Source organism: Akkermansia massiliensis (assembly GCF_018847375.1).
Taxonomy (GTDB): domain Bacteria; phylum Verrucomicrobiota; class Verrucomicrobiia; order Verrucomicrobiales; family Akkermansiaceae; genus Akkermansia; species Akkermansia massiliensis.
The window spans coordinates 2595173-2613329 of the sequence record NZ_CP072036.1; the positions used below are offsets into that span (position 1 = coordinate 2595173).

Here is an 18157-nt window from a genome sequence, read left to right on the forward strand (position 1 = left end):
GGTACGGGAATAAGCCGTTTACCGTTTATTCTCCGCAGCCGCCATCCTTATACCCGCAGGAGCGGCAGGACTTGCACTTGCCGTCCTGCACGTAGGCCAGGGAATGGCACTGCGGGCACAGGGAAGCGCCGTTGAGCATGGTGCCTTCCGGCGCCTTGCCGGCGGCGGGAACCTCCGGCAGCGCCGGGGTTTCAAGATGCACCGGAGCGGTGATGATGCGGGGGGGCAGCACGCTCACCGTGGTGTCCGGAGCCTGGCCGGGCAGGCTGACGCTCGGGATGGAGAACACGTCCCGCAGGCGGTAGCCGTTGCTTTCCGGGAAGAGCCACGCCAGAATCTTGGCGATCAGGTCCACCACGGAGGCGCAGGAGCGGATTTCCGTGCAGGTATCCGCCTCCGTATCGTCCCCCACGCGGCAGAAGCCGGAAGGCTCAAAGGAGTAATTGCGGAAGCCCTTGACCACTTCCTTGAGCGGCACGCCGAACTGGAGGGCCGTGGAGAGCAGCTTGCAGTACGCCTCAAACATGCCGGAGGCGAAGGAGCCCACCTGGCCCAGGCGTCCGAAGACTTCCCCGCAGGTGCCGTCCGCATACACGCCCACCGTCAGGTAGCCCGTCAGCTGGCCGCCCACGGAGAACTTCACGGTCTGGCCCAGGCGGCGGCCGGGCAGCTTGCGCTGGCGCGGCTTGGAGGCTTCCGCGATGATCTCGTCAATGGCGTCCGATCCGGCGTTCACCAGCTGTTCCCAGACGTGGTTGGCCTTGAACATGCGGGTTTCCGGCGTGTCCACCACGTAAACGGCGTTCGCCTTGGAGCCGGCGCGGAAAATGGCGATGCACTTCACGCCCAGGTCATGGGACATGATGAGGGAATCGTAGACTTCCTGCACGGTGGCGGAGACGGGCATGTTCACCGTCTTGGAGCACGCCCCGGAAATGAAGGGCTGGAGGGCTCCCAGCATCAGCACGTGGCCGGCGGGGGAGATGGCGCGGATGCCGTTGCCGTTGGTGGCGGCGCAGTCAAAGACCGGAAGGTCCTTCTTGTCCAGCCACGGGATGGACTCAATGTGGGCGGAGCCATTGATGACGGTCAGTTCATCCGCCGTCAGCACGGACATGTTGGCCGGGTTGCTGATATAGGCCACCTTTTCCTGAATCTCGCTGCGGGATTCCGTGCCGGAGAGCAGGCGGCGCCACGCGAGGCGCACGGGTCCGGCCTGGTCGTTGCAGGGGTCCACGATGAGCTGGTTCACGACGGCGTCCATATTCCCCTGGAACGCGGAAATCAGGCCGTCCAGGCCGGCCACTTCCAGGGCGGCTTCATTGACGAAGTCTTCCGCATAGCCCAGGGAGCGCAGGCCTTCCAGGGCCAGGCGGTTGAACATTTTCAGGGAGCCTCCGCCCGCAAGCTGCTTCCACTTCACCAGCGTGTAATCCGGTTCAATGGAGGTGGTGCCTTCATCGTAGCAGCCCAGCGGGGCGGAGATGGTGCCCGTGGGGGCCATCACGGAGACGAAGGCGTTGCGGTGCGCCGTAGCCTTGGCGACCTTGGCCCACATCCCGGAGGCGGCTTCCGCCAGCTTGGCGGCGGGGGCGATGCGCTCCTTGTTCATCAGGGTGGGAGCCTTGAAGCTCTTGAGATAGGCATGCAGGGCGTAGGAGGCGGTCAGCCCCTGCGCTTCCGGCAGCACTCCGCCGGCGTTGGCGATGATGTTCTCAATCAGGTCGTCCAGAGTCTTGGAATCCTTCTGGGCGGGCAGGGCGGTCGCCAGCTTCTGGGCCGCGTTATGCAGGCGCAGCACGGCCAGCAGGTCCTTCTTGCTGGCGGGGTATTCCACGTAGGAACCCAGTTCCGCTCCCATCTCCGCGGAGGCCGTCCAGCAGGCCGCCGTCAGGGCGCTGCAAAGCTGGGAAGCAATCCAGCGGCCTTCGTCGGAATCGTACGGAACGCCCAGCGCCATCAGGGAGCCGCCCACGTTGGCGAAGCCGATGCCCGTGGTGCGGTACTTGTAGGTGCCTTCCGCGATTTCTTCAATCGGGAAGCCGCCGCGTTCCACGTTCAGGTCAGCGCAGACCATCGCCAGGCGCGCGGCGTGGGTCAGGGCGTCCGCGTCGAAGACGGGCTTGCCGTCCTCATCCTTCGTCAGGAAGCGGTAGGCATTGAAGGAGGAAAGGTTGCAGCTCGTATTGTTCAGGAAGACGTACTCGGAGCAGGGGTTGGAGGTAGTGATGGAGCCGATGGACTTGACGGGGTTCCAGAGGTTGATCACGTCATTGTTGTGCACGCCGGGCTCCCCGTTGTCCCAGATGGACTTCGCCATGGCTTCCAGCAGTTCCTGGGCCCGGAAAGTCTGTTCAATGTGGGCCGGGTTCGTGACCCAGCGCGTGTAGGTATTGCCGTTGTTGGCGAGGGCCTGCCAGAAGTCGCCTTTCAGGGAGACGGAATGGTTCGCGTTCTGGTGGGAAAGCGTTTCCCCGTACAGCAGGGCGTCCATGTGCGGGTCAAAGCTGTTCCGGGTAGCCAGCGGCAGGGAAAGAATGAGGCGCGCGGCGGCTTTTTCCGCCGGGGTTCCCGCCACCAGCTTGGTTTCCGCAATCTGCTTCAGCTCTACGTGCACGTTGTGCTCGCGCAGGATCACCTTGGCGATGTCTTCCTGGCGGTTCTTCGTGCTGATGAACTCGAAAATGTCCGGGTGGTCGCTGAACATCAGCACCATGCGCGCAGCGCGGCGCGTCTTGCCGCCGGACTTGATGGCCCCGGCCATGCGGTCCCAGCCGCGGTCAAAGGAAATGGGGCCGGAGGAGCGTCCCTTGCCGCTGATGGGCTCTCTGGAGGAACGGAGGGTGGAAAGGTTGATGCCCACGCCGGAACCGGACGCGAAAATGCGGCCTTCCGTGGTCAGGTGATCCAGGATGTCCTCCATGCTGTCCCCCACTTCCGTCAGGAAGCAGGCGGAGCACTGGGGATATTCATACGTGGACTGGACCGTGAAGGTCTTCAGGTTGTTCTTGGTGCCCTTGGTGTGGTAGGCCTTGTTGCCGTGGCCGGTATAGCTTTCCCGCAGGTCCGGGCGGCCCCAGCGCCACTGTTCCCAGTGGCCGATGTTGAACCATACGGGAGAGTTGGGAGCCCAAATCTGCTGCACCAGCATGGCCTTGATTTCCTCGTTGAAAATCTCCGCGTCCTCCAGCGTGGCGAAGTAGCCTTCCTCCCAGCCCCATACGGTGTAGGTGTTGGAAATGCGGTCGTAAATATTGCGGAAGCTGTCTTCATATTCCAGGGACCCCGGTTCACTGCCGAAAAGGTACTTGTCCGCCGTGATCTTGACGGCGTTGTCATCCCAGTGCGCGGGCGCTTCCAGGCCCAGGCGCTCGTAAATGGTCTTGCCGGTCTTCCAATCCATGATGCGGACGTCGCGGCGGGTCCAGTCCACTTCATCATAGGGATGGACTTCGTTGTGGGAAAATCTTCTGGTGAATTTCAGACCGCCCAGAAGGTCCTTCCTCTGGGGGAGGATGATTTCCTGTCCTGTACGCAGTTTGAGTATGGTTTGCGAGTTGTCTATAGTCATGGCTTGCGAAGTAGAAAGCGTTTGGGAGAAATCCCGTGAGGCAGCGCTCCGTCGCGGGGTTGGGGCGGCGCGTAGCGTTTGCATTATCTACTGAAAAATAATCGCGATGAAAAGGAAATATTGTACAGTCTTTTTTTCTGTATCCCACATGTTGTGCTTTATCCCGGTTTCCGAGAAATTTTGCTCCTGTCTTGCGTGAATTTTTTTTGTCTGCCTGACACTCCATTTTTTTTGCTTGACGGGCGCCTTCCTGCAGAACGTTATTCGCCTCTCCCGGAGGGGGCTTTTTCATGGGAAACCCCCGGCAATAAGAAGGCGTTAAGGGGCCGGATGGATGGATATTGCAGCGTGTATTTCCTGTTATGTAAAAATTCCTGTTGATTATTACCAGTGAATGAATTTTGTTGATTAATAACATGGTAAAGCATCTGATGTCCATGCCGGTTTTCTATCCGGTTGGGAGCGGCCTCCTTCTGCTCCCCTTCACAAGGGCGCCGCTCTTCACCCATCCGGCAAAAAGTCGTTCCGGAAAAGTCTCAACAAGCCCTTTTAAAAAACATGGGACAACATTCCTGGGCTTGAAACGAATGCCTGCCGGCTACGGATTTTACGGATTAAAAAATGGCCTCTCCCTTGTTTTTTAAGGCGGGAAGCAGGAGGAGGAAAAGGCTTATCCATCTGCCTCAAATGAGCCTTGATGAACGTGCTGCAAGGCGTTATTTTAACGGCCATGAGATTGGCTACCCTGATCTGGTTGACCGGCGCCGTGTGCTGCATGCCGGTCCTGGCCGCAGACCCTCAGCATAAGGAACAGAGCGCCGCAGAAAAGGCCCCGCAACCCCGGTCGCGGAACGTCTCCCTTCAATGCATTGCTCCGGCGCCCGGCTTGCCGGTCCCCATGGATTTGACGCAGGCGGACGGAATCCGGCTGAACGCCCTGGACGTTACCGTGTCCCTGAAACAGCACCAGGCCTTTCTGATTTACACCTGCGCGCTGGACATCCCCAAAGGCGTCAAGGGCAAGACCATCTCCGTGGGCGTGCCGTTCCAGTATGATCCGCCGGATGAACAGGCCAATGCCGCAAAGCCGGAGCCCATACGCAACCTGCCTTTTACGAAGGCGGTGCAGGACATCGTGACGTCCGTGGACGATTTGAAATGTGATTCCTCCCTGGTGGAAGGGCGGCATCTTCAGGCGGACGCTCCCACCATGTCCCCCGTTGCCGGAATCACCCACTGGCTGGTGGCCCAGGTTCCCAACAAGGCGGGTACTCATGTGCTTACCTTCCAGTTTTCCGTGCCTTATACGCAGGATATTGCCATTACGCCGGAACCGAAGGTCAACATGGGGGAACCCCGTCTGACGCTGCTCGCCTCTCCGGTGATGACCTGGACGGGAGGCACCCCCAGGGCGGTCGTGAATGTATACAGCTCGGAGATGACCAACCAATCCGTCAAGCTGGACCCGTCCGCAGATGCCAAATCCATTGTGACTACGCCCAAAGGCGTTTATACCTGGTCCCTGCTGGGAGCGGACGGCAGGCCCTATGCTTCCTCCGTGGTGCTGACGCCCGGCCCCGGCTGGGTGCTGGACAAGGACGGCCAGGTCACCATCCGCGGTGAAAAGGGAACCCTGACGGACCAGTATGATGTGACGGCCAGCTCTACTCTGGAGAAGGACCCCTACGGCGCGCCGTGCTCCCCGGATAACCTGAAGAACGGCACCGGCTATTGGGCGGAAGGCGTTTCCGGAGACGGGCAGGGGGAAACCCTGGAAATCAAGCTCAAGAATCCGGGACGGCTGCTGGGCATCATGCTGGAAACCGGCATTTCCCCGGTGACCAATCCGGAAAGGGATACGGAAGCGCGGCGGCATCCGAACATAGCCTATTCTATGTTCAGCCGCCCCAAAGTCATCCAGGTAACGCTGAACGGTAATTACACCTTTGACGCCACGCTGCGGGATGACTGGACGCCCCAGATCGTCGTGCCGCCGTACTACAGGCAGCCTGTGCACACCATCAAGATCAGGATAGATTCCATCTATCGCGGAACCGGAACGTCGGACACCTACATCGGCATCCTCAAGCCTATTGTCCAATAAAAGGCTCGTTCCGGCCCTTCTTGTCCGGAATCGGGAGTCCGCGCCTTTCCTCTTTCGCAGTAGTTCCGGCATGAACAGTCTGGCGCGGATGGTGGGGCCTTTCTCAATGATGGAACAGGGAACTGCCCGTGCGTCCTCTGGGATAATGGCGGAAGGGAAGCGTGAGCAGGTACATCAGCACGAGCGCCGGAATCTGCATCCACAGCAGGTACCAGGGCCACGGCCCGAACAGGTCCAGCACGGAGCCGCCCGCAGGCGTAGCCACGGTGAACCCGTAATTGGTTTCCAGAAGCATGTTGACGGGGTGGACGGCGGCCAGATATACGTTCGCCAGCAGAAGGGCCCACAGGAAATCCCACCGCGCCGGCTTCCATTCCAGGGCCAGCGGCAGGTAAAGGGCCGTGATGACCGTTACGCCGTGGGACAGGAAAAAGGCGAAGTACGTCCACGACGGGAAATCGTGGGCCACGGATGGGGTGAGCAGCCCCTGCAAGGTGGCGCACAGCACGCAGTAGTACACCACGGAGCGCAGCAGGCGGGAGGGAATCCACAGGCTCAGGGCGCAGAGCACCTGCATGACGGAGCAGAAATGCAGGGGAAGCATCCACGTCCAGCTCTTTTCCGGTTCATCCGCCAGCATGGCGGCCAGGTCCGGAACCAGGCTGAACAGGCAGGCGACTCCCAGCCAGAACGTGGTGCGGTTCCTGACGGTTTTCTTGTAGGACTGCCCCAGTTCCATGATGCAAACTCCCGCCGCCAGAAGAACGGCCAAAGCCGCCCAGTGGGAAACCCCTGCAAATTCCAGTGGAGGGACGCCGTTCATGCAACGGCTACCATAACAGAGAAGGGGGGGCGGGGGCAACGCGAAAAGCGGGACGGGTTTCAGTCTTGCAAATTCGCCTTCCCCGGGCATACTTGCCTGCGGAATGAAACAGGGCTTGTTCATATTGGTCAGCGGCCTGCTGATGGCCGGCCTGACCGGATGCGACGATTCCAGCGAACGGCGCGCCCGCTACGCGGAGAAGAAGCCCGCTCCGCGCCCCCTGGAAAGAACGTTTGACCCTCCCAAAAAAGTTCTCCCCCCCGCGGAGCCTAAAAAGAAGGCCCCCGTGTGGATGGACTACAAGGGGGAGGACATGAGGCAGCTCACGGAACTCTCCGGCCGCAAGGTGCTGATTGTCTTTTATGCCCCTTGGAGCCGCCCGGCCACGGACTACGTGCAGGCGGTCAAGTCCTACGCCGCGGCGCAGGACGGCAAGGCGTTCGCCGTGCTGATTGACGCAGACGCTTATCCGGACGTGGCCCGCAAGTACGGGCTGGAAGCCGTTCCGCTAACGGTCCTGTATCTGGAAGGCATGAAGCTGAAGGAAATGGTCGGCGGCGTTTCCGCCCCCCGCCTGAACGAACTGATTGAACAGACCATACGGGTGCAGTAAAGGAATTTCCTTTGCGGCCTCTGCATGGTTACAGGGAAAAATGACCAATTCCCTGTAGATGAACACTCGTCAATAGTCCGGAGAGGTATATTCCTTCTGGAGGCGCCTCTTATATTTCGTATTGGAGACGGTTTGGCAAAATTCCGGAATGTGCAGGCGGAAGGCGCATTTATTTCTTCCCGGGACGGAGAGATTGGAATGTTTAATTATTGGCCATCAATGCTTGTATTTTTGATGCCCTTTATTTTCACCTGATTCCTGCGCCGTTTCGGCCCTTTCCCTGTCTGCCGAATACGCGTTGAACGTGTTGATGGGGAGAGAGAAATCTTTCAAGGTGACCATGGACTGAATGACCAGTTCATTCAACAATAAATGAATTGAAAACATAAACACTATGGCTATATCAACTATACCATTTCACCCGCTCGACGCTGAAAATAATCCTCGTTACAAGGTGAAGAAAAAAGACGCTCCCAAAATCGTCTGGCACAAGACGGAAGAAACCGGCGTCCATGACTGGGAAGGATACATCCGTATCCCCTTCGATAAGGAATATGCCTTTACCATTCAGATGGACGACAACGGTTACCTGGAAATAGACAACCAGAAAGTGGTGGAACTCAAGGACGGCAACTCCTCCAAGAAGGCGGAGGGCAAGAAGGAACTCAAGCAAGGTTACCATTACGTCAAGCTCCATCATGAGAACCTGAAGGTTCCGGATGCCATTGCCCCCTATCCCAATGCGGAAGAATTCGTTCCTCAAATGGATGGGGCTGACCTGGAACTTTGGGAAATTGATGCCCCCGTCAATCTTTGGAAGACGGAGGATGCCCAAAAACTGCTGAAATGCTACAATATGGTGGATTATGTCACCATGCCCAATCCCGGACAGGTTTGGTCCTACATCGGGGGGTGGCTCTATCAGGCCCACCTGAAGGAAATTGAGGACAATGTACCTGAGCAATTGCGCAGCTATTATAACAGCTGCGCCCTGCGCATGAGTATCGCGCTGAGTTCCTTCGGAAAGGACTTGAAGAACGAAGCAGGGGCGGAGCTCATTGGAGACAAGGCGAACGCCGATGCGCTGGGAGGTAAAACCCACGTGATCATCCGTGCAAGGGACATGGCCGCTTGTGTGCAAAAGCTCCTGGGCGACCCGGACTATGCCGACGGCCAGGATACAGGCTATTGCAGCCCGCAGCCGGGCGACATTATTGTGTTTGCCGGAAAGGGTCACGCAGGAATGTGTCCGGGAGACAACATCTCCATTGGCAGTTTCCTGACTGGCCCCATTTGGTTAATCAACCGGGCGACATTGAAAGACGCTGAATAATTCATCAACTTCTTTTTTACGGAGCGAATGCTTTTAAAGCATTCGCTCCGTTTTTGAACATAATGGGAAAGAAAGTAATCTACCCATTTCTATGGATAAAACACCACTCTTTTGTTGTTTGCTTTCCGGACTGATACCCGTATCGGCCAGCGCAGCGCCATCTTCCCCCCCCTTTCCCACGCAGGCTGAAGTGGCCGCGGATGCTTCTCTTTACAGCCCGGCCATGTACCTGCGGAGAAGCGACATTCTCCTGGCGGTTATTATTTATAAGACGGTAGAAACGGACCAGGAGATAACGTACTACGCCCGCGTCGTCCAATCTCTCCGAGGGGACATTCCTGTGGAGGCTTTGATCCAGTGGAGCTGGGCTGCCCATAAACACTCTGCGGTCAGCTTCTCTAAACCGGAACCGGGCAGCTCCCCTAAAACGGAACTGTATTCCGGTAATTATATGTATTATACCCTTGCCTCCTCCAAGGAGGTAAAAAAACTGCCGGACACGCCGGAATCTTTTGCTCCGGCGGACAGTATCCCGGGCCTGGATTCCTATGATCTGGGAGACGACGTCATTTACTTCCCGATGGCGGAGAGCGATCGGGGCCGAGCTATAAGGAAACTCCTTCATATCGAACCCGCCAGGATCACCGCAGAATCGGAGGCTGCCCGCTTCCGGCCCTCTTCCGGCAAATAACGTCTTACTCTTTTTTCTTTCCGTTTTTCCGGCAGGCCCTTCCTTGTTGCCCGGGCATGTTTCATCTCCCCGTCCGGTTCCTTTCAGGAAGCAGGCCTTTTTTTGTATTTCAGCATTCCCCTCCCTGTCCCGGACAGGGGGGAAAATACATGAAAAAACCGGTTCACGTTTCCGTGAACCGGGCCTGAAAAAAGGGGGAAGTGTTAGACGCCCAGATTGAACGCCCTGTGCACCACCCGGGCCGCTTCCTCAATGTCTGACTCGTCCACCATCACGGCAATCTTGATCTCCGAGGTGGAAATCATGCCGGTCTTGATGTTGGCGTCCGCCAGGGCCTTGAACGCGGTAGCTCCCACGCCGGAGTGGGAACGCATGCCGATGCCTACCAGGGAAAGCTTGGCAAGACCCGCTTCCGTTTCCACCTTCACGGTGGAACCCAGGGCGGCCATGACCGGCTTGAGGGCAGCCTGGGCGCGGCCCAGTTCGTTGGAGGGCATGGTGAAAGACTGGCGGACGTAGCCGTCATGAGCGGTATTGGCCAGAATCATGTCCAGGTTAATTTCCGCTTCTGCCAGGGCGCCCAGTATCTGGGCCGTGTAGCCGATCTGGTCCGGAATGCCGGTAATGGTAACGCGGGCCTGGTTGCGGTCAATGGAAATGCCGCGGATGACGACGGCTTCCATGGAGGGAGTTTCTTCTTGCACGATTGTACCGGGGTTGGTGTTCATGGAGTTGCGAACTTCAAAGACGACGCCGAATTTTTTGGCGAATTCCACGGAGCGCGACTGCATCACCTTGGAACCGTTGGAGGCCATCTCCAGCATCTCGTCATATGAAAGGGTTTGTATCTTCTTGGCGTCTTTCACCACGCGGGGATCACAGGTGTACACGCCGTCCACATCTGTAAAAATCTGGCACACGTCCGCTTTCAGCGCGGCCGCGATGGCGATGGCGGAAAGGTCGGACCCCCCGCGGCCCAGCGTCTGGACCATTCCTTCCTCCGTGGCTCCCTGGAAGCCGGCGCAGATGAGGATGTTGCCTTCCAGCAGGTACTTGTTCATCAGCGTGGGGTTGATGCTGTGGATGCGGCCACGCGTATGGCTGCCGAAGGTTGTGATGCCCGCCTGCGCCCCCGTGAAGGACATGGCTTTTTCCCCCAGCTCGTGCAGGGCCATGCAGAGCAGGGCGATGGACTGCTGCTCTCCGGTGGCCATCAGCACGTCAAGTTCGCGTTCGCAAGGGGATTCGGACAACTCTTTGGCCAGGCCGATCAGCTTGTCCGTCACCCCGCTCATGGCGGAAACGACGGCGACCACCTGGTTGCCGTCTTTGGCGGTGTCATGGATGCGGCGCGCCACATTGCGGATGCGGTCAATGGTGCCGACGGAGCTGCCCCCGAATTTTTGAACGATAAGAGCCATGTAACAGGATGATGATGTAGGTTAGGATTGAGGAAGAAGGTGTTCGATGCGGAGTACGCGGGGTTCCGCCGCCACGCAGGAAATGCGGGCAATTTCCTCCAGGGCCTTCTGAAGCTGGCCCCACGGGCAGGAATGGAGGATGAAAACGAGGTCGTTCCACTGGGCTCCGTCTTCAGCGATATGGCTGGGAGCGGAGGAGGTGGCGGATATGCCGATGCCGAAGGTGGCCAGAATGCGGGCTATCTCCGCAATGACGCCGGGCTGGTCCGCCACCTGGAAGCGGACGTAATACGGGGTGACCGTATCATTGATGTGCATGATTCCGCAGGACTTGGCATACGGATTGAACCCCGTATGGTATTCAGGATAGCGGCTTTCACGCATGGCGGTGATCACGTCGCTGATGACGGCGGAGGCTGTGGGATTTTTGCCCGCTCCGCGGCCGTAAAACAGCGTTTCCCCTACAATGTCTCCGTTGACGGAAATGGCGTTGAATACGCCGTTCACGGAGGCCAGGATATGCCAGTCATGGACAAAGCAGGGCTGGACGCGCAGTTCCAGGGCGTCTTCCTGCCCTTCATGGTAGCGGATGACGACGAGGAGCTTGATGGTATACCCCAGCTTCCTGGCGAACTCGAAATCCCGGCTGGTGATGTTCTCAATGCCGCTGACGTAAATCTTGTCAGGGGAAATGGTGGTTCCGTACGCCAGCATCGCCAGGATGAGGGCCTTGTGGGCGGCGTCCCAGCCGTTGACGTCCAGGGAGGGATCTTCTTCCGCAAAGCCCAGCTTCTGGGCCTGGACCAGGGCGTCCGCGTAATCGGCCCCGTGTTCCCCCATGGCGGAGAGGATGTAATTGGACGTTCCGTTGATGATGCCGACAATGGAATTGATATGGTTGCAGATCAGGGAATTCTGCAGGCTCTGGATGATGGGGATGCCGCCTCCGGCGGAAGCTTCAAAATAAATGGGCGTGCCCATTTCCGCGGAAAGTTTGAAAATCTCCGCGCCGTACTCCGCCAGAAGAGCCTTGTTTCCCGTGACGACGGGTTTCCCGGCGCGGAGGGCCAGCGTCACCAGCTCGTAAGCCTGGCGCGTGCCGCCGATCAGTTCGATGACGATGTCTATTTCCGGGTCATTCACCAGGTCCTGCCAGTCGTCCGTCAGCAGCTCCTGGGGAACGGCGGTTTCCCTGGGTTTTTCCAGATTGCGCACGGCGATGCGCTTGATTCTGAAAGGAATCTTGCTCCGGGCTTCCAGAAGGGAGTGGTTGCGGCACAGCGTTTCATAAACGCCGGAACCGACCGTCCCCAGTCCGGCAAGCCCAAGTTGTATAGGTTTTTCCGTCATTCCTGCCGGGGGATTATGCAAAAAAATCCCTGTAACGCAAGAGCTTTTACCGTCTGGAAATGCCACGTGGCCCTCGTCCGGAAGGCGTGGAAACGGGGGAAAGTGGAAAGGGTGGCCGTTACTCCGTTCCCCTGGCTCCTCCGGATAATCTCCGGAAGTGCCCGTTCCGTTTTCTGTTCCAAATTTTGTAAGGGGGAAATCCTTCTGTATTCTCCAGAAATAAATGGAGTGGGGGGAATATCATATCCCGCCATGTTCATTCTGCCGTTGCCTGGGAATGGAAGCTTGATTAATTCCTCCTGAGCGCTTCAAGCTATCCTTTCTGTCCGCCAGGCTTGTCTGGTTTCCTGGCTAGCGTATTTAAAACATTTTCCGCAGCACAGCGGCGGGGAATTTTCTTTGTGCCGTCCGGAGTCTAAAGGGCCGGAACCCTTATTCCCGGCGCACGGCCGTGAATGAACATGCGGGAAGGACGGCTTCCTTACGTCCGGTGGCATCCCTGGTGCGCTGCAGGTTCACGAAGGTTCCGCCAGGACAACCGCCGTGCCGCAGGCCGGCAATTCACTGGGGCCGGGGGAAATCTCACTGCTGGCGAAATCGGGCAGGGAAACGGCGCCGGAAAAAGGCAGCAAAAAACCCTCCTTGAAGAGAGGGTTGGATTGGCAGCCCCACCAGGACTCGAACCTAGAAATACTGAACCAAAATCAGGTGTGTTACCAATTACACTATGGGGCTGTCTTGCACTGGCATTCCTGCCGTTGCGGGGCGTAGTAAACCATACGGGGCGTAGTCTGGCAAGAGAAAAATGTCCCGGTTCCGGCGTTTGGCGGTCAATGTTCCGGCTTGATGATGCGGGTATAGCTCAACCGTTTGAACATCAGCATGGGAATGGCTACTCCGATCACCAGGGAGAAGATGATGAAGAACGCCGTGATGCCGTTCTTGCAAATCTCTACAATCAGCCGGTTCATGGTGGCCGTGTCCTGGTTCTCCTGCATGAACTGCATCAGGGCCAGGATGGTCTTGTAGGCGTACACGCCCGGAATCATCGGCAGCAGGGAGGGGAAGGCGAAAATCTCCGCCGGGCACTTCACCAGCTTGGCCGTCATGACGCCCAGCATGCCTATGGTGAAGGCGGCGATAAAGGTAGCGCTGGAAATGTCAATGGACCAGGAATGCAGCATGTAAAACCGGAAGGCATGGCCGATGGCCGCCAGCAGGGCGGAAACGGCAATGGCGCGCTTGGGCGGATTGGAGATGACGGCAAACCCCGTGGCGGCAATGGCGGCCATCAGGCCGTCCAGGAGGATGGAGGAAAGAAAATCCGGACTCATAAGCTGTTTACCCCCACGATGAGCATGGTTGCGGAAAGGCCGATGGTGATGCAGGAAATCATCATGATGGAATGGACGCCGCGTGAGATGCCCATCAGGATGTGGCCGTGCATCAGGTCCATGATGGAATTGATCATCTGAACGCCGGGAACCAGGAACAGGACGCTGGTGGCCAGGGCGATCTGAGGCGTGGAGCCGAGCTGGAAGATGACGGCGCACGCGGCCGCCATGGAAGCGGCGAAGGCGGAAAGGATAATGACGCCCAGCGGATTGTACTTCAACCGGGAAAGCTGCTGTTTTACCAGGAAGCCCAGCAGGGTGGCGGCGAACACGGTCAGCATGGCCCACAGGTCCCCGTTGAACAGGCGGCAGAAGGCGGCGTTGCCCACGCTGACCAGAAGCAGGTCCGTCCAGCGGGAAAACCTCTTGGTGCGCACGATGGAGCGGAACGCCTGCTCCATCTCCGCAATGCTGACGTTGTTGTCCACCGGGAGCCAGCTCAATTCGCTGAGCTGCTGGATCAGGTTCAAGTTGAACGCCAGGGGCTTCAGCTTCCGGACGGAGGTGCGGCGCAGCGTCTCGTCATCCTTGCAAATCAGGCTCATGGTGATATTGCGCTGGAAAATGGTCATATCCGCGCTGTACCCGTACGCGGCGGCAATGCGGGAAATATTGCGCACGGCGCGGTTGGTGTGCACCCCCGCGCCCATAAGCGTGGTGGCGTACTCCAGCAGGAACTCTGAAAGGGCCTGTATTTGGTCGGTATGCTGCATAAAGGGGAAAGGCGGAATAAAAACGGGAAAGTCAGGAATGGGCGGCCTGTCTTCTGGCGGCGTAATCCTTCTGCTGGTCCTCCCCGGTGACGCCCACGGAAAAATAGGTGCTTTCCGGGTGGGAGAACACGAGGGCGCAGACGGAGGAAACGGGCTGCATCATCCAGGTCTCCGTCAGGTTCATGCCCGCTTCCTCCCGGGCATGGAGCAGGTCGAACACGGTTTCCTTCTCCTGGTGGTCCGGCTGGCTGGGGTAGCCGCAGGCGGGGCGCACCCCTGACTCTTCCGGAATATTCCACAAAAGGCGCAGCTTGCCATGGGCGATGGAAGCGAAAGCCTCCACCAGGCGGTCCGCCAGGGAGCTGACCAGCAGGGCGCGGTAGGAATCATTCCTGGCTTCCCATTCCTTCGCCCAGCGCCTGGACCCGTGAATGCTGACGGCCATGGCCCCCACATAATCCTTCACCCCCTCGGGAGCGATGAAATCCGCCAGCGCCAGCCGGGTCTTTCCCTGCTTGTTCAACTGCTGCCGCTGGGTCAGCAGGATGGCCTGCGGAACGTTTCTGGACTCATCCGTCCAGACGGTAATGTCGTCATGGCTGGCCGTGGAATTGGCCGGGAAAATGCCGATGACGCCGCGGGCCTGGTAGCGGTTCTCCTTCACGGCCTGGTCCAGCAGGTCGCGTGCGTCCTGGTACAGGGCCGCGGCCGCCTCCGCCTTGGAAGGGTCCTTCGTCCGGAACTCCTGGCTGGCGCGGTTCCAGGAACCGTGCAATTCCCAGGCGTGGAAAAAGGGCGTCCAGTCAATATGCCCAATCAGCTCCTGCACGGTCACGTAATAGCGCGGGTCGTCACTGCAGCAGCCGCAGCTGACGGAGCCGTGCAGGCTGCCGATGGAGACCGGTCCCAGGCGTGCGGGCACGGGGGGAAGATAACCGCCCTCCGCTCCCTTCCAGCGCAATTCCCTGGCTTCCTTCAGGGGCAGGAGGTCGCGGACGGGCTTGTTTTCATGCCTGTTGCGCAACTCCTCCTGCCGTGCCTTCACGGCGGCAATGTAGGAATCCTTCTTCTCGCTTACCAGGGCGGCGGCGGCGGGCACCACTTGGGAAGCGTCCACCGTATGCACCACGGCGCCCTTGTAATGGGGGGCGATTTTCAGGGCCGTGTGCAGGGCGGATGTGGTGGCCCCCCCCACCATCAGGGGAATGGTCATCCCCCGGTGCTCCATCTCCGCGGCCACGTGGGACATCTCCTCCAGGGAAGGGGTAATCAGGCCGGAAAGCATCACCAGGTCCGCCTGTTCCGCTTCCGCCCGGTCCAGAATGGTATCGCAATGGACCATTACGCCCAGGTCAATCATCTCAAAGCCGTTGCAGCCCAGCACCACGCCGACGATATTCTTGCCGATGTCATGCACGTCCCCCTTCACGGTGGCGATCACGGCCTTTCCCGTCTTAGAGGAACCCTTGCTGTCCGCTTCAATGTACGGGGTGAGCCATGCCACGGCCTGCTTCATCACGCGGGCGCTCTTCACCACCTGGGGCAGGAACATCTTGCCGTCCCCGAACAATTGCCCGACGACTTTCATGCCGTCCATCAACGGGCCTTCGATCACGTTCAGTGGAGAGCCCAGCTCCCGGAACGCCTCCGCCGTATCCGCGTCCACAAACTCGGTAATGCCCTTGATGAGGGAATACTCCAGGCGTTTGGCGACGTCCTGCTCCCGCCAGGCCAGCACGGGCTTCTTTTCCTTTCCGTCTTCCGTCTTCTCCGCGGCCAGTTTTTCAGCGTAATCCGTCAGGCGTTCCGTAGCGTCCGGATTCCGGTTCAGCAGAACGTCTTCAATCAGTTCCAGCCTGTCCTTGGGAATATTATCGTACACTTCCAGCATCCCAGCATTCACGATGCACATGTCCAGCCCCTGCCGCGTGGCGTGGTACAGGAAGGCGGAATGCATGGCCTCCCGCACCGGATTATTGCCGCGGAAGGCAAAGGAGACATTGGAAATGCCGCCGGAAATGTGGGTGTGGGGAAGGTTCCGGGAAATCCAGCCTGCTGCCTTGAAGAAATCCAGCGCGTAATTGGCGTGTTCCGCAATGCCGGTGCCGACGGTCAGCACGTTCGGGTCAAAAATGATATCCTCCGGCGGGAACTGCACCCGCTCCACCAGCAGGTCATAGGCACGTTTGGCGATGCGGACGCGGTCGTCGTAATTGGAAGCCTGCCCCTGTTCGTCAAAAGCCATCACCACGGCAGCAGCGCCGTACTTTTTAATCAGCGCCGCTTTCTTCAGGAACTCCTCTTCCCCCTCCTTCAGTGAAATGGAATTCACGATTCCCTTGCCCTGCATGCATTGCAGGCCGGCCTCCAATACTTCCCATTTGGAGGAATCCACCATGAAGGGAACACGGGCAATATCCGGCTCCGCGGAAACGAGATTAAGAAAGCGGACCATGGCCTCGGGGCCGTCGATCAGGCCGTCGTCAAAACAGAAATCCAGCACCACGGCTCCATTCTCCACCTGCTGGCGGGCAATGGATACCGCTTCCTCATAATTCCCTTCACGAATCAGGCGCGCAAATTTGGGGGAACCCGCCACATTGCAGCGTTCCCCCACAAAAAGGGTATTCTTCTCCCGCGTATGATTGTACGCTTCATATCCGGACAGGCGCAGCGCGGGCTCCTGGGAAGCCGGAATGCGCGGAGGCTCCCCTTCCATGGCTGCAGCAATGGCGCCGATATGCTCCGGAGTGGTCCCGCAGCAGCCGCCTACGATATTCAGCAGGCCCAGAGAGGCATACTCCTTCATGAACCGGGCCATGTCCTCCGGAAGAAGGTCGTAGCCGGTGGGGCTGAGCGGGTTGGGAAGCCCGGCATTCGCGTAAATGGACACGTAGCAATCCGCCAGGCCGGAAAGCTCCTCCGCAAAGGAGCGCATCAGGTCCGGCCCCAGGGCGCAATTGATGCCCACGGAAAAAGGGCGCACGTGACGAATGGAATTCCAGAACGCTTCAATCGTCTGGCCGGACAGCGTGCGTCCGGCCTTGTCCGTCAGCGTTACGGACACCATGACCGGAACGGCGGCCTCCGGCTGTTCCTCAAAAATCTCTTCAATGGCGAACAGGGCCGCCTTGGCGTTCAGCGTGTCGAAAATCGTCTCCACCAGCAGCATGTCCACTCCTCCTTCCAGCAGGGCCAGAACCTGGTCGCGGTAGGCTTGCCTCAGCTGGCGGAAATTCACGGCCCGGAAGCCGGGATCGTTCACGTCCGGGGACAGGGAGCAGGTAACAGGCATGGGACCGATGGAGCCGGCCACAAAGCGCGGCTTTCCGTCGGACGCTTCCGCTTCGTCACATGCCTGGCGGGCCAGTGCGGAAGCTGCCATGTTCAAATCCCGGACCAGGGCCTTCAATTCAGGGGCATCCACCACCTCCTGGAAATACTCCTGGTCTTTGCGCCGTCCTTCTTCCGGACGGTGCCAGAAGTAATCATGCTGGCCGATGCTGGTAGCGCCGAAAGTGCAGGTTTCCAGAATATCCGCGCGACCCGTATCCAGAAAGCGGCGGTGAATATCCAGAATGATTTCCAGCCTGGTCAGCACCAGCAGATCGTTATTATTCTTCAGGTCGTTGGGGTAGCGGGCCGCATCCGCAAAACGTTCTCCACGGTAATCCTCCTCCTCCAGCCTGAACTTCTGGATATTGGTGCCCATGGCGCCATCCAGGATGACGACCCTCTTGCGCAACTGGTCTTTCAGATAATCAAGGCGTTCTATTCTGGATGCTCTGGTCATACGGCGCGGAAAATCTAACGTTCGTCCGTGTTTGGAACAAGGACAATTGGCGTCACACATCCTCTGAAGAAGCCTTCCCTGGAATGTACATTTAAAATCCCCCTTATTGGCCCTCATTCTGTGCCGTGGAAATGAATGGAAAACCGTATTCAAGGGAACAGGAAGCTGATGGCCGATGACATGCCTGTGGTAAATAAACAAACGCTGCAGGGAGTAGCTGGCTTCCTTCTTCCGCTAAAGAGGAGGTGACGGGAAATTCCATATATCCGGTGCCCGGAAAAGATTTTTTTCCTGGCTTCCCGTAAATAATGGGGCAGTTACGGTATATCCTTTTGGGCGGGCATGTGGTCG

The 18157-nt window shown here is 58.6% G+C and carries 13 protein-coding genes and 1 tRNA gene; 5 read left to right on the plus strand and 9 right to left on the minus strand.

All coding sequences use genetic code 11. The features are described from left to right. Positions 1-25 precede the first annotated feature (25 nt). Positions 26-3571, minus strand: coding sequence for an adenosylcobalamin-dependent ribonucleoside-diphosphate reductase (locus tag J5W70_RS10825; protein WP_215832815.1), 3546 nt, complete (start codon positions 3569-3571; stop codon positions 26-28). Between the two features lie 416 nt (positions 3572-3987). Here J5W70_RS10825 and J5W70_RS10830 point away from each other — a divergent pair, with 416 nt between their 5' ends. Together J5W70_RS10830 and J5W70_RS10835 are read left to right on the plus strand one after the other, a co-directional pair. Continuing rightward, the gene (locus J5W70_RS10830; RefSeq protein WP_215832816.1) at positions 3988-4215 is read left to right on the plus strand and encodes a hypothetical protein; all 228 of its coding nucleotides are present in this window, start codon (positions 3988-3990) and stop codon (positions 4213-4215) included. 86 nt (positions 4216-4301) lie between these two features. After that, positions 4302-5675 (plus strand): NADase-type glycan-binding domain-containing protein, encoded by a 1374-nt coding sequence (locus J5W70_RS10835; RefSeq protein ID WP_215832817.1) that lies wholly within the window; start codon positions 4302-4304, stop codon positions 5673-5675. 103 nt (positions 5676-5778) lie between these two features. Here the strand turns inward: J5W70_RS10835 and J5W70_RS10840 are convergent, their stop codons facing one another. Beyond that, positions 5779-6498 carry a YwaF family protein gene (locus J5W70_RS10840; protein ID WP_022398231.1) on the minus strand — a complete coding sequence of 240 codons (720 nt, stop codon included), beginning with the start codon at positions 6496-6498 and terminating at the stop codon, positions 5779-5781. Between the two features lie 103 nt (positions 6499-6601). On the opposite strand from J5W70_RS10840, the gene J5W70_RS10845 reads away from it, so the two are divergent. Then, positions 6602-7111, plus strand: coding sequence for a thioredoxin family protein (locus tag J5W70_RS10845; protein ID WP_022398232.1), 510 nt, complete (start codon positions 6602-6604; stop codon positions 7109-7111). A 216-nt stretch (positions 7112-7327) separates the two neighbouring features. Here the strand turns inward: J5W70_RS10845 and J5W70_RS12860 are convergent, their stop codons facing one another. Continuing rightward, positions 7328-7453: a hypothetical protein gene (locus J5W70_RS12860; RefSeq protein WP_257228277.1), complete on the minus strand. Its 126-nt coding sequence runs from the start codon at positions 7451-7453 to the stop codon at positions 7328-7330. A 52-nt stretch (positions 7454-7505) separates the two neighbouring features. On the opposite strand from J5W70_RS12860, the gene J5W70_RS10850 reads away from it, so the two are divergent. Together J5W70_RS10850 and J5W70_RS10855 are read left to right on the plus strand one after the other, a co-directional pair. Then, complete coding sequence (locus J5W70_RS10850) at positions 7506-8444, plus strand: PA14 domain-containing protein (protein WP_022398234.1); 939 nt, start codon at positions 7506-7508, stop codon at positions 8442-8444. 91 nt (positions 8445-8535) lie between these two features. Further along, a complete protein-coding gene (locus J5W70_RS10855; RefSeq protein WP_022398235.1) occupies positions 8536-9135 on the plus strand; it encodes a hypothetical protein in 600 nt (199 codons plus the stop codon). A 203-nt stretch (positions 9136-9338) separates the two neighbouring features. Here J5W70_RS10855 and J5W70_RS10860 read toward each other — a convergent pair whose 3' ends face one another. From J5W70_RS10860 to metH, 6 genes are all read right to left on the minus strand, one after another. After that, a complete protein-coding gene (locus J5W70_RS10860; protein WP_022398236.1) occupies positions 9339-10556 on the minus strand; it encodes an aspartate kinase in 1218 nt (405 codons plus the stop codon). A gap of 21 nt (positions 10557-10577) precedes the next feature. Further along, the gene (locus J5W70_RS10865) at positions 10578-11906 is read right to left on the minus strand and encodes a homoserine dehydrogenase (RefSeq protein WP_022398237.1); all 1329 of its coding nucleotides are present in this window, start codon (positions 11904-11906) and stop codon (positions 10578-10580) included. Between the two features lie 660 nt (positions 11907-12566). Then, positions 12567-12641 (minus strand) — tRNA-Gln (locus J5W70_RS10870). A 95-nt stretch (positions 12642-12736) separates the two neighbouring features. Further along, on the minus strand, positions 12737-13240 hold the full coding sequence (locus J5W70_RS10875) for a threonine/serine exporter family protein (protein WP_022398238.1): 504 nt from the start codon (positions 13238-13240) through the stop codon (positions 12737-12739). Beyond that, positions 13237-14013: a threonine/serine exporter family protein gene (locus tag J5W70_RS10880; protein WP_022398239.1), complete on the minus strand. Its 777-nt coding sequence runs from the start codon at positions 14011-14013 to the stop codon at positions 13237-13239. The genes J5W70_RS10875 and J5W70_RS10880 overlap by 4 nt, the downstream gene beginning before the upstream one ends. Before the next feature lie 31 nt (positions 14014-14044). Next, positions 14045-17806 (minus strand): methionine synthase, encoded by a 3762-nt coding sequence (gene metH / locus J5W70_RS10885; protein WP_022398240.1) that lies wholly within the window; start codon positions 17804-17806, stop codon positions 14045-14047. Positions 17807-18157: the final 351 nt, after the last annotated feature.

Excerpts from the sequence above, each read along its gene's own strand:
- J5W70_RS12860 (WP_257228277.1), bottom strand. The coding sequence starts at position 7,453 with ATGGTCACCTTGAAAGATTTCTCTCTCCCCATCAACACGTTCAACGCG.
- J5W70_RS10850 (WP_022398234.1), top strand. The coding sequence starts at position 7,506 with ATGGCTATATCAACTATACCATTTCACCCGCTCGACGCTGAAAATAAT.
- J5W70_RS10845 (WP_022398232.1), top strand. The coding sequence starts at position 6,602 with ATGAAACAGGGCTTGTTCATATTGGTCAGCGGCCTGCTGATGGCCGGC.
- J5W70_RS10855 (WP_022398235.1), top strand. The coding sequence starts at position 8,536 with ATGGATAAAACACCACTCTTTTGTTGTTTGCTTTCCGGACTGATACCC.
- J5W70_RS10840 (WP_022398231.1), bottom strand. The coding sequence starts at position 6,498 with ATGAACGGCGTCCCTCCACTGGAATTTGCAGGGGTTTCCCACTGGGCG.
- J5W70_RS10865 (WP_022398237.1), bottom strand. The coding sequence starts at position 11,906 with ATGACGGAAAAACCTATACAACTTGGGCTTGCCGGACTGGGGACGGTC.
- J5W70_RS10860 (WP_022398236.1), bottom strand. The coding sequence starts at position 10,556 with ATGGCTCTTATCGTTCAAAAATTCGGGGGCAGCTCCGTCGGCACCATT.
- J5W70_RS10825 (WP_215832815.1), bottom strand. The coding sequence starts at position 3,571 with ATGACTATAGACAACTCGCAAACCATACTCAAACTGCGTACAGGACAG.
- J5W70_RS10830 (WP_215832816.1), top strand. The coding sequence starts at position 3,988 with ATGGTAAAGCATCTGATGTCCATGCCGGTTTTCTATCCGGTTGGGAGC.
- J5W70_RS10835 (WP_215832817.1), top strand. The coding sequence starts at position 4,302 with ATGAGATTGGCTACCCTGATCTGGTTGACCGGCGCCGTGTGCTGCATG.
- J5W70_RS10875 (WP_022398238.1), bottom strand. The coding sequence starts at position 13,240 with ATGAGTCCGGATTTTCTTTCCTCCATCCTCCTGGACGGCCTGATGGCC.
- J5W70_RS10880 (WP_022398239.1), bottom strand. The coding sequence starts at position 14,013 with ATGCAGCATACCGACCAAATACAGGCCCTTTCAGAGTTCCTGCTGGAG.
- metH (WP_022398240.1), bottom strand. The coding sequence starts at position 17,806 with ATGACCAGAGCATCCAGAATAGAACGCCTTGATTATCTGAAAGACCAG.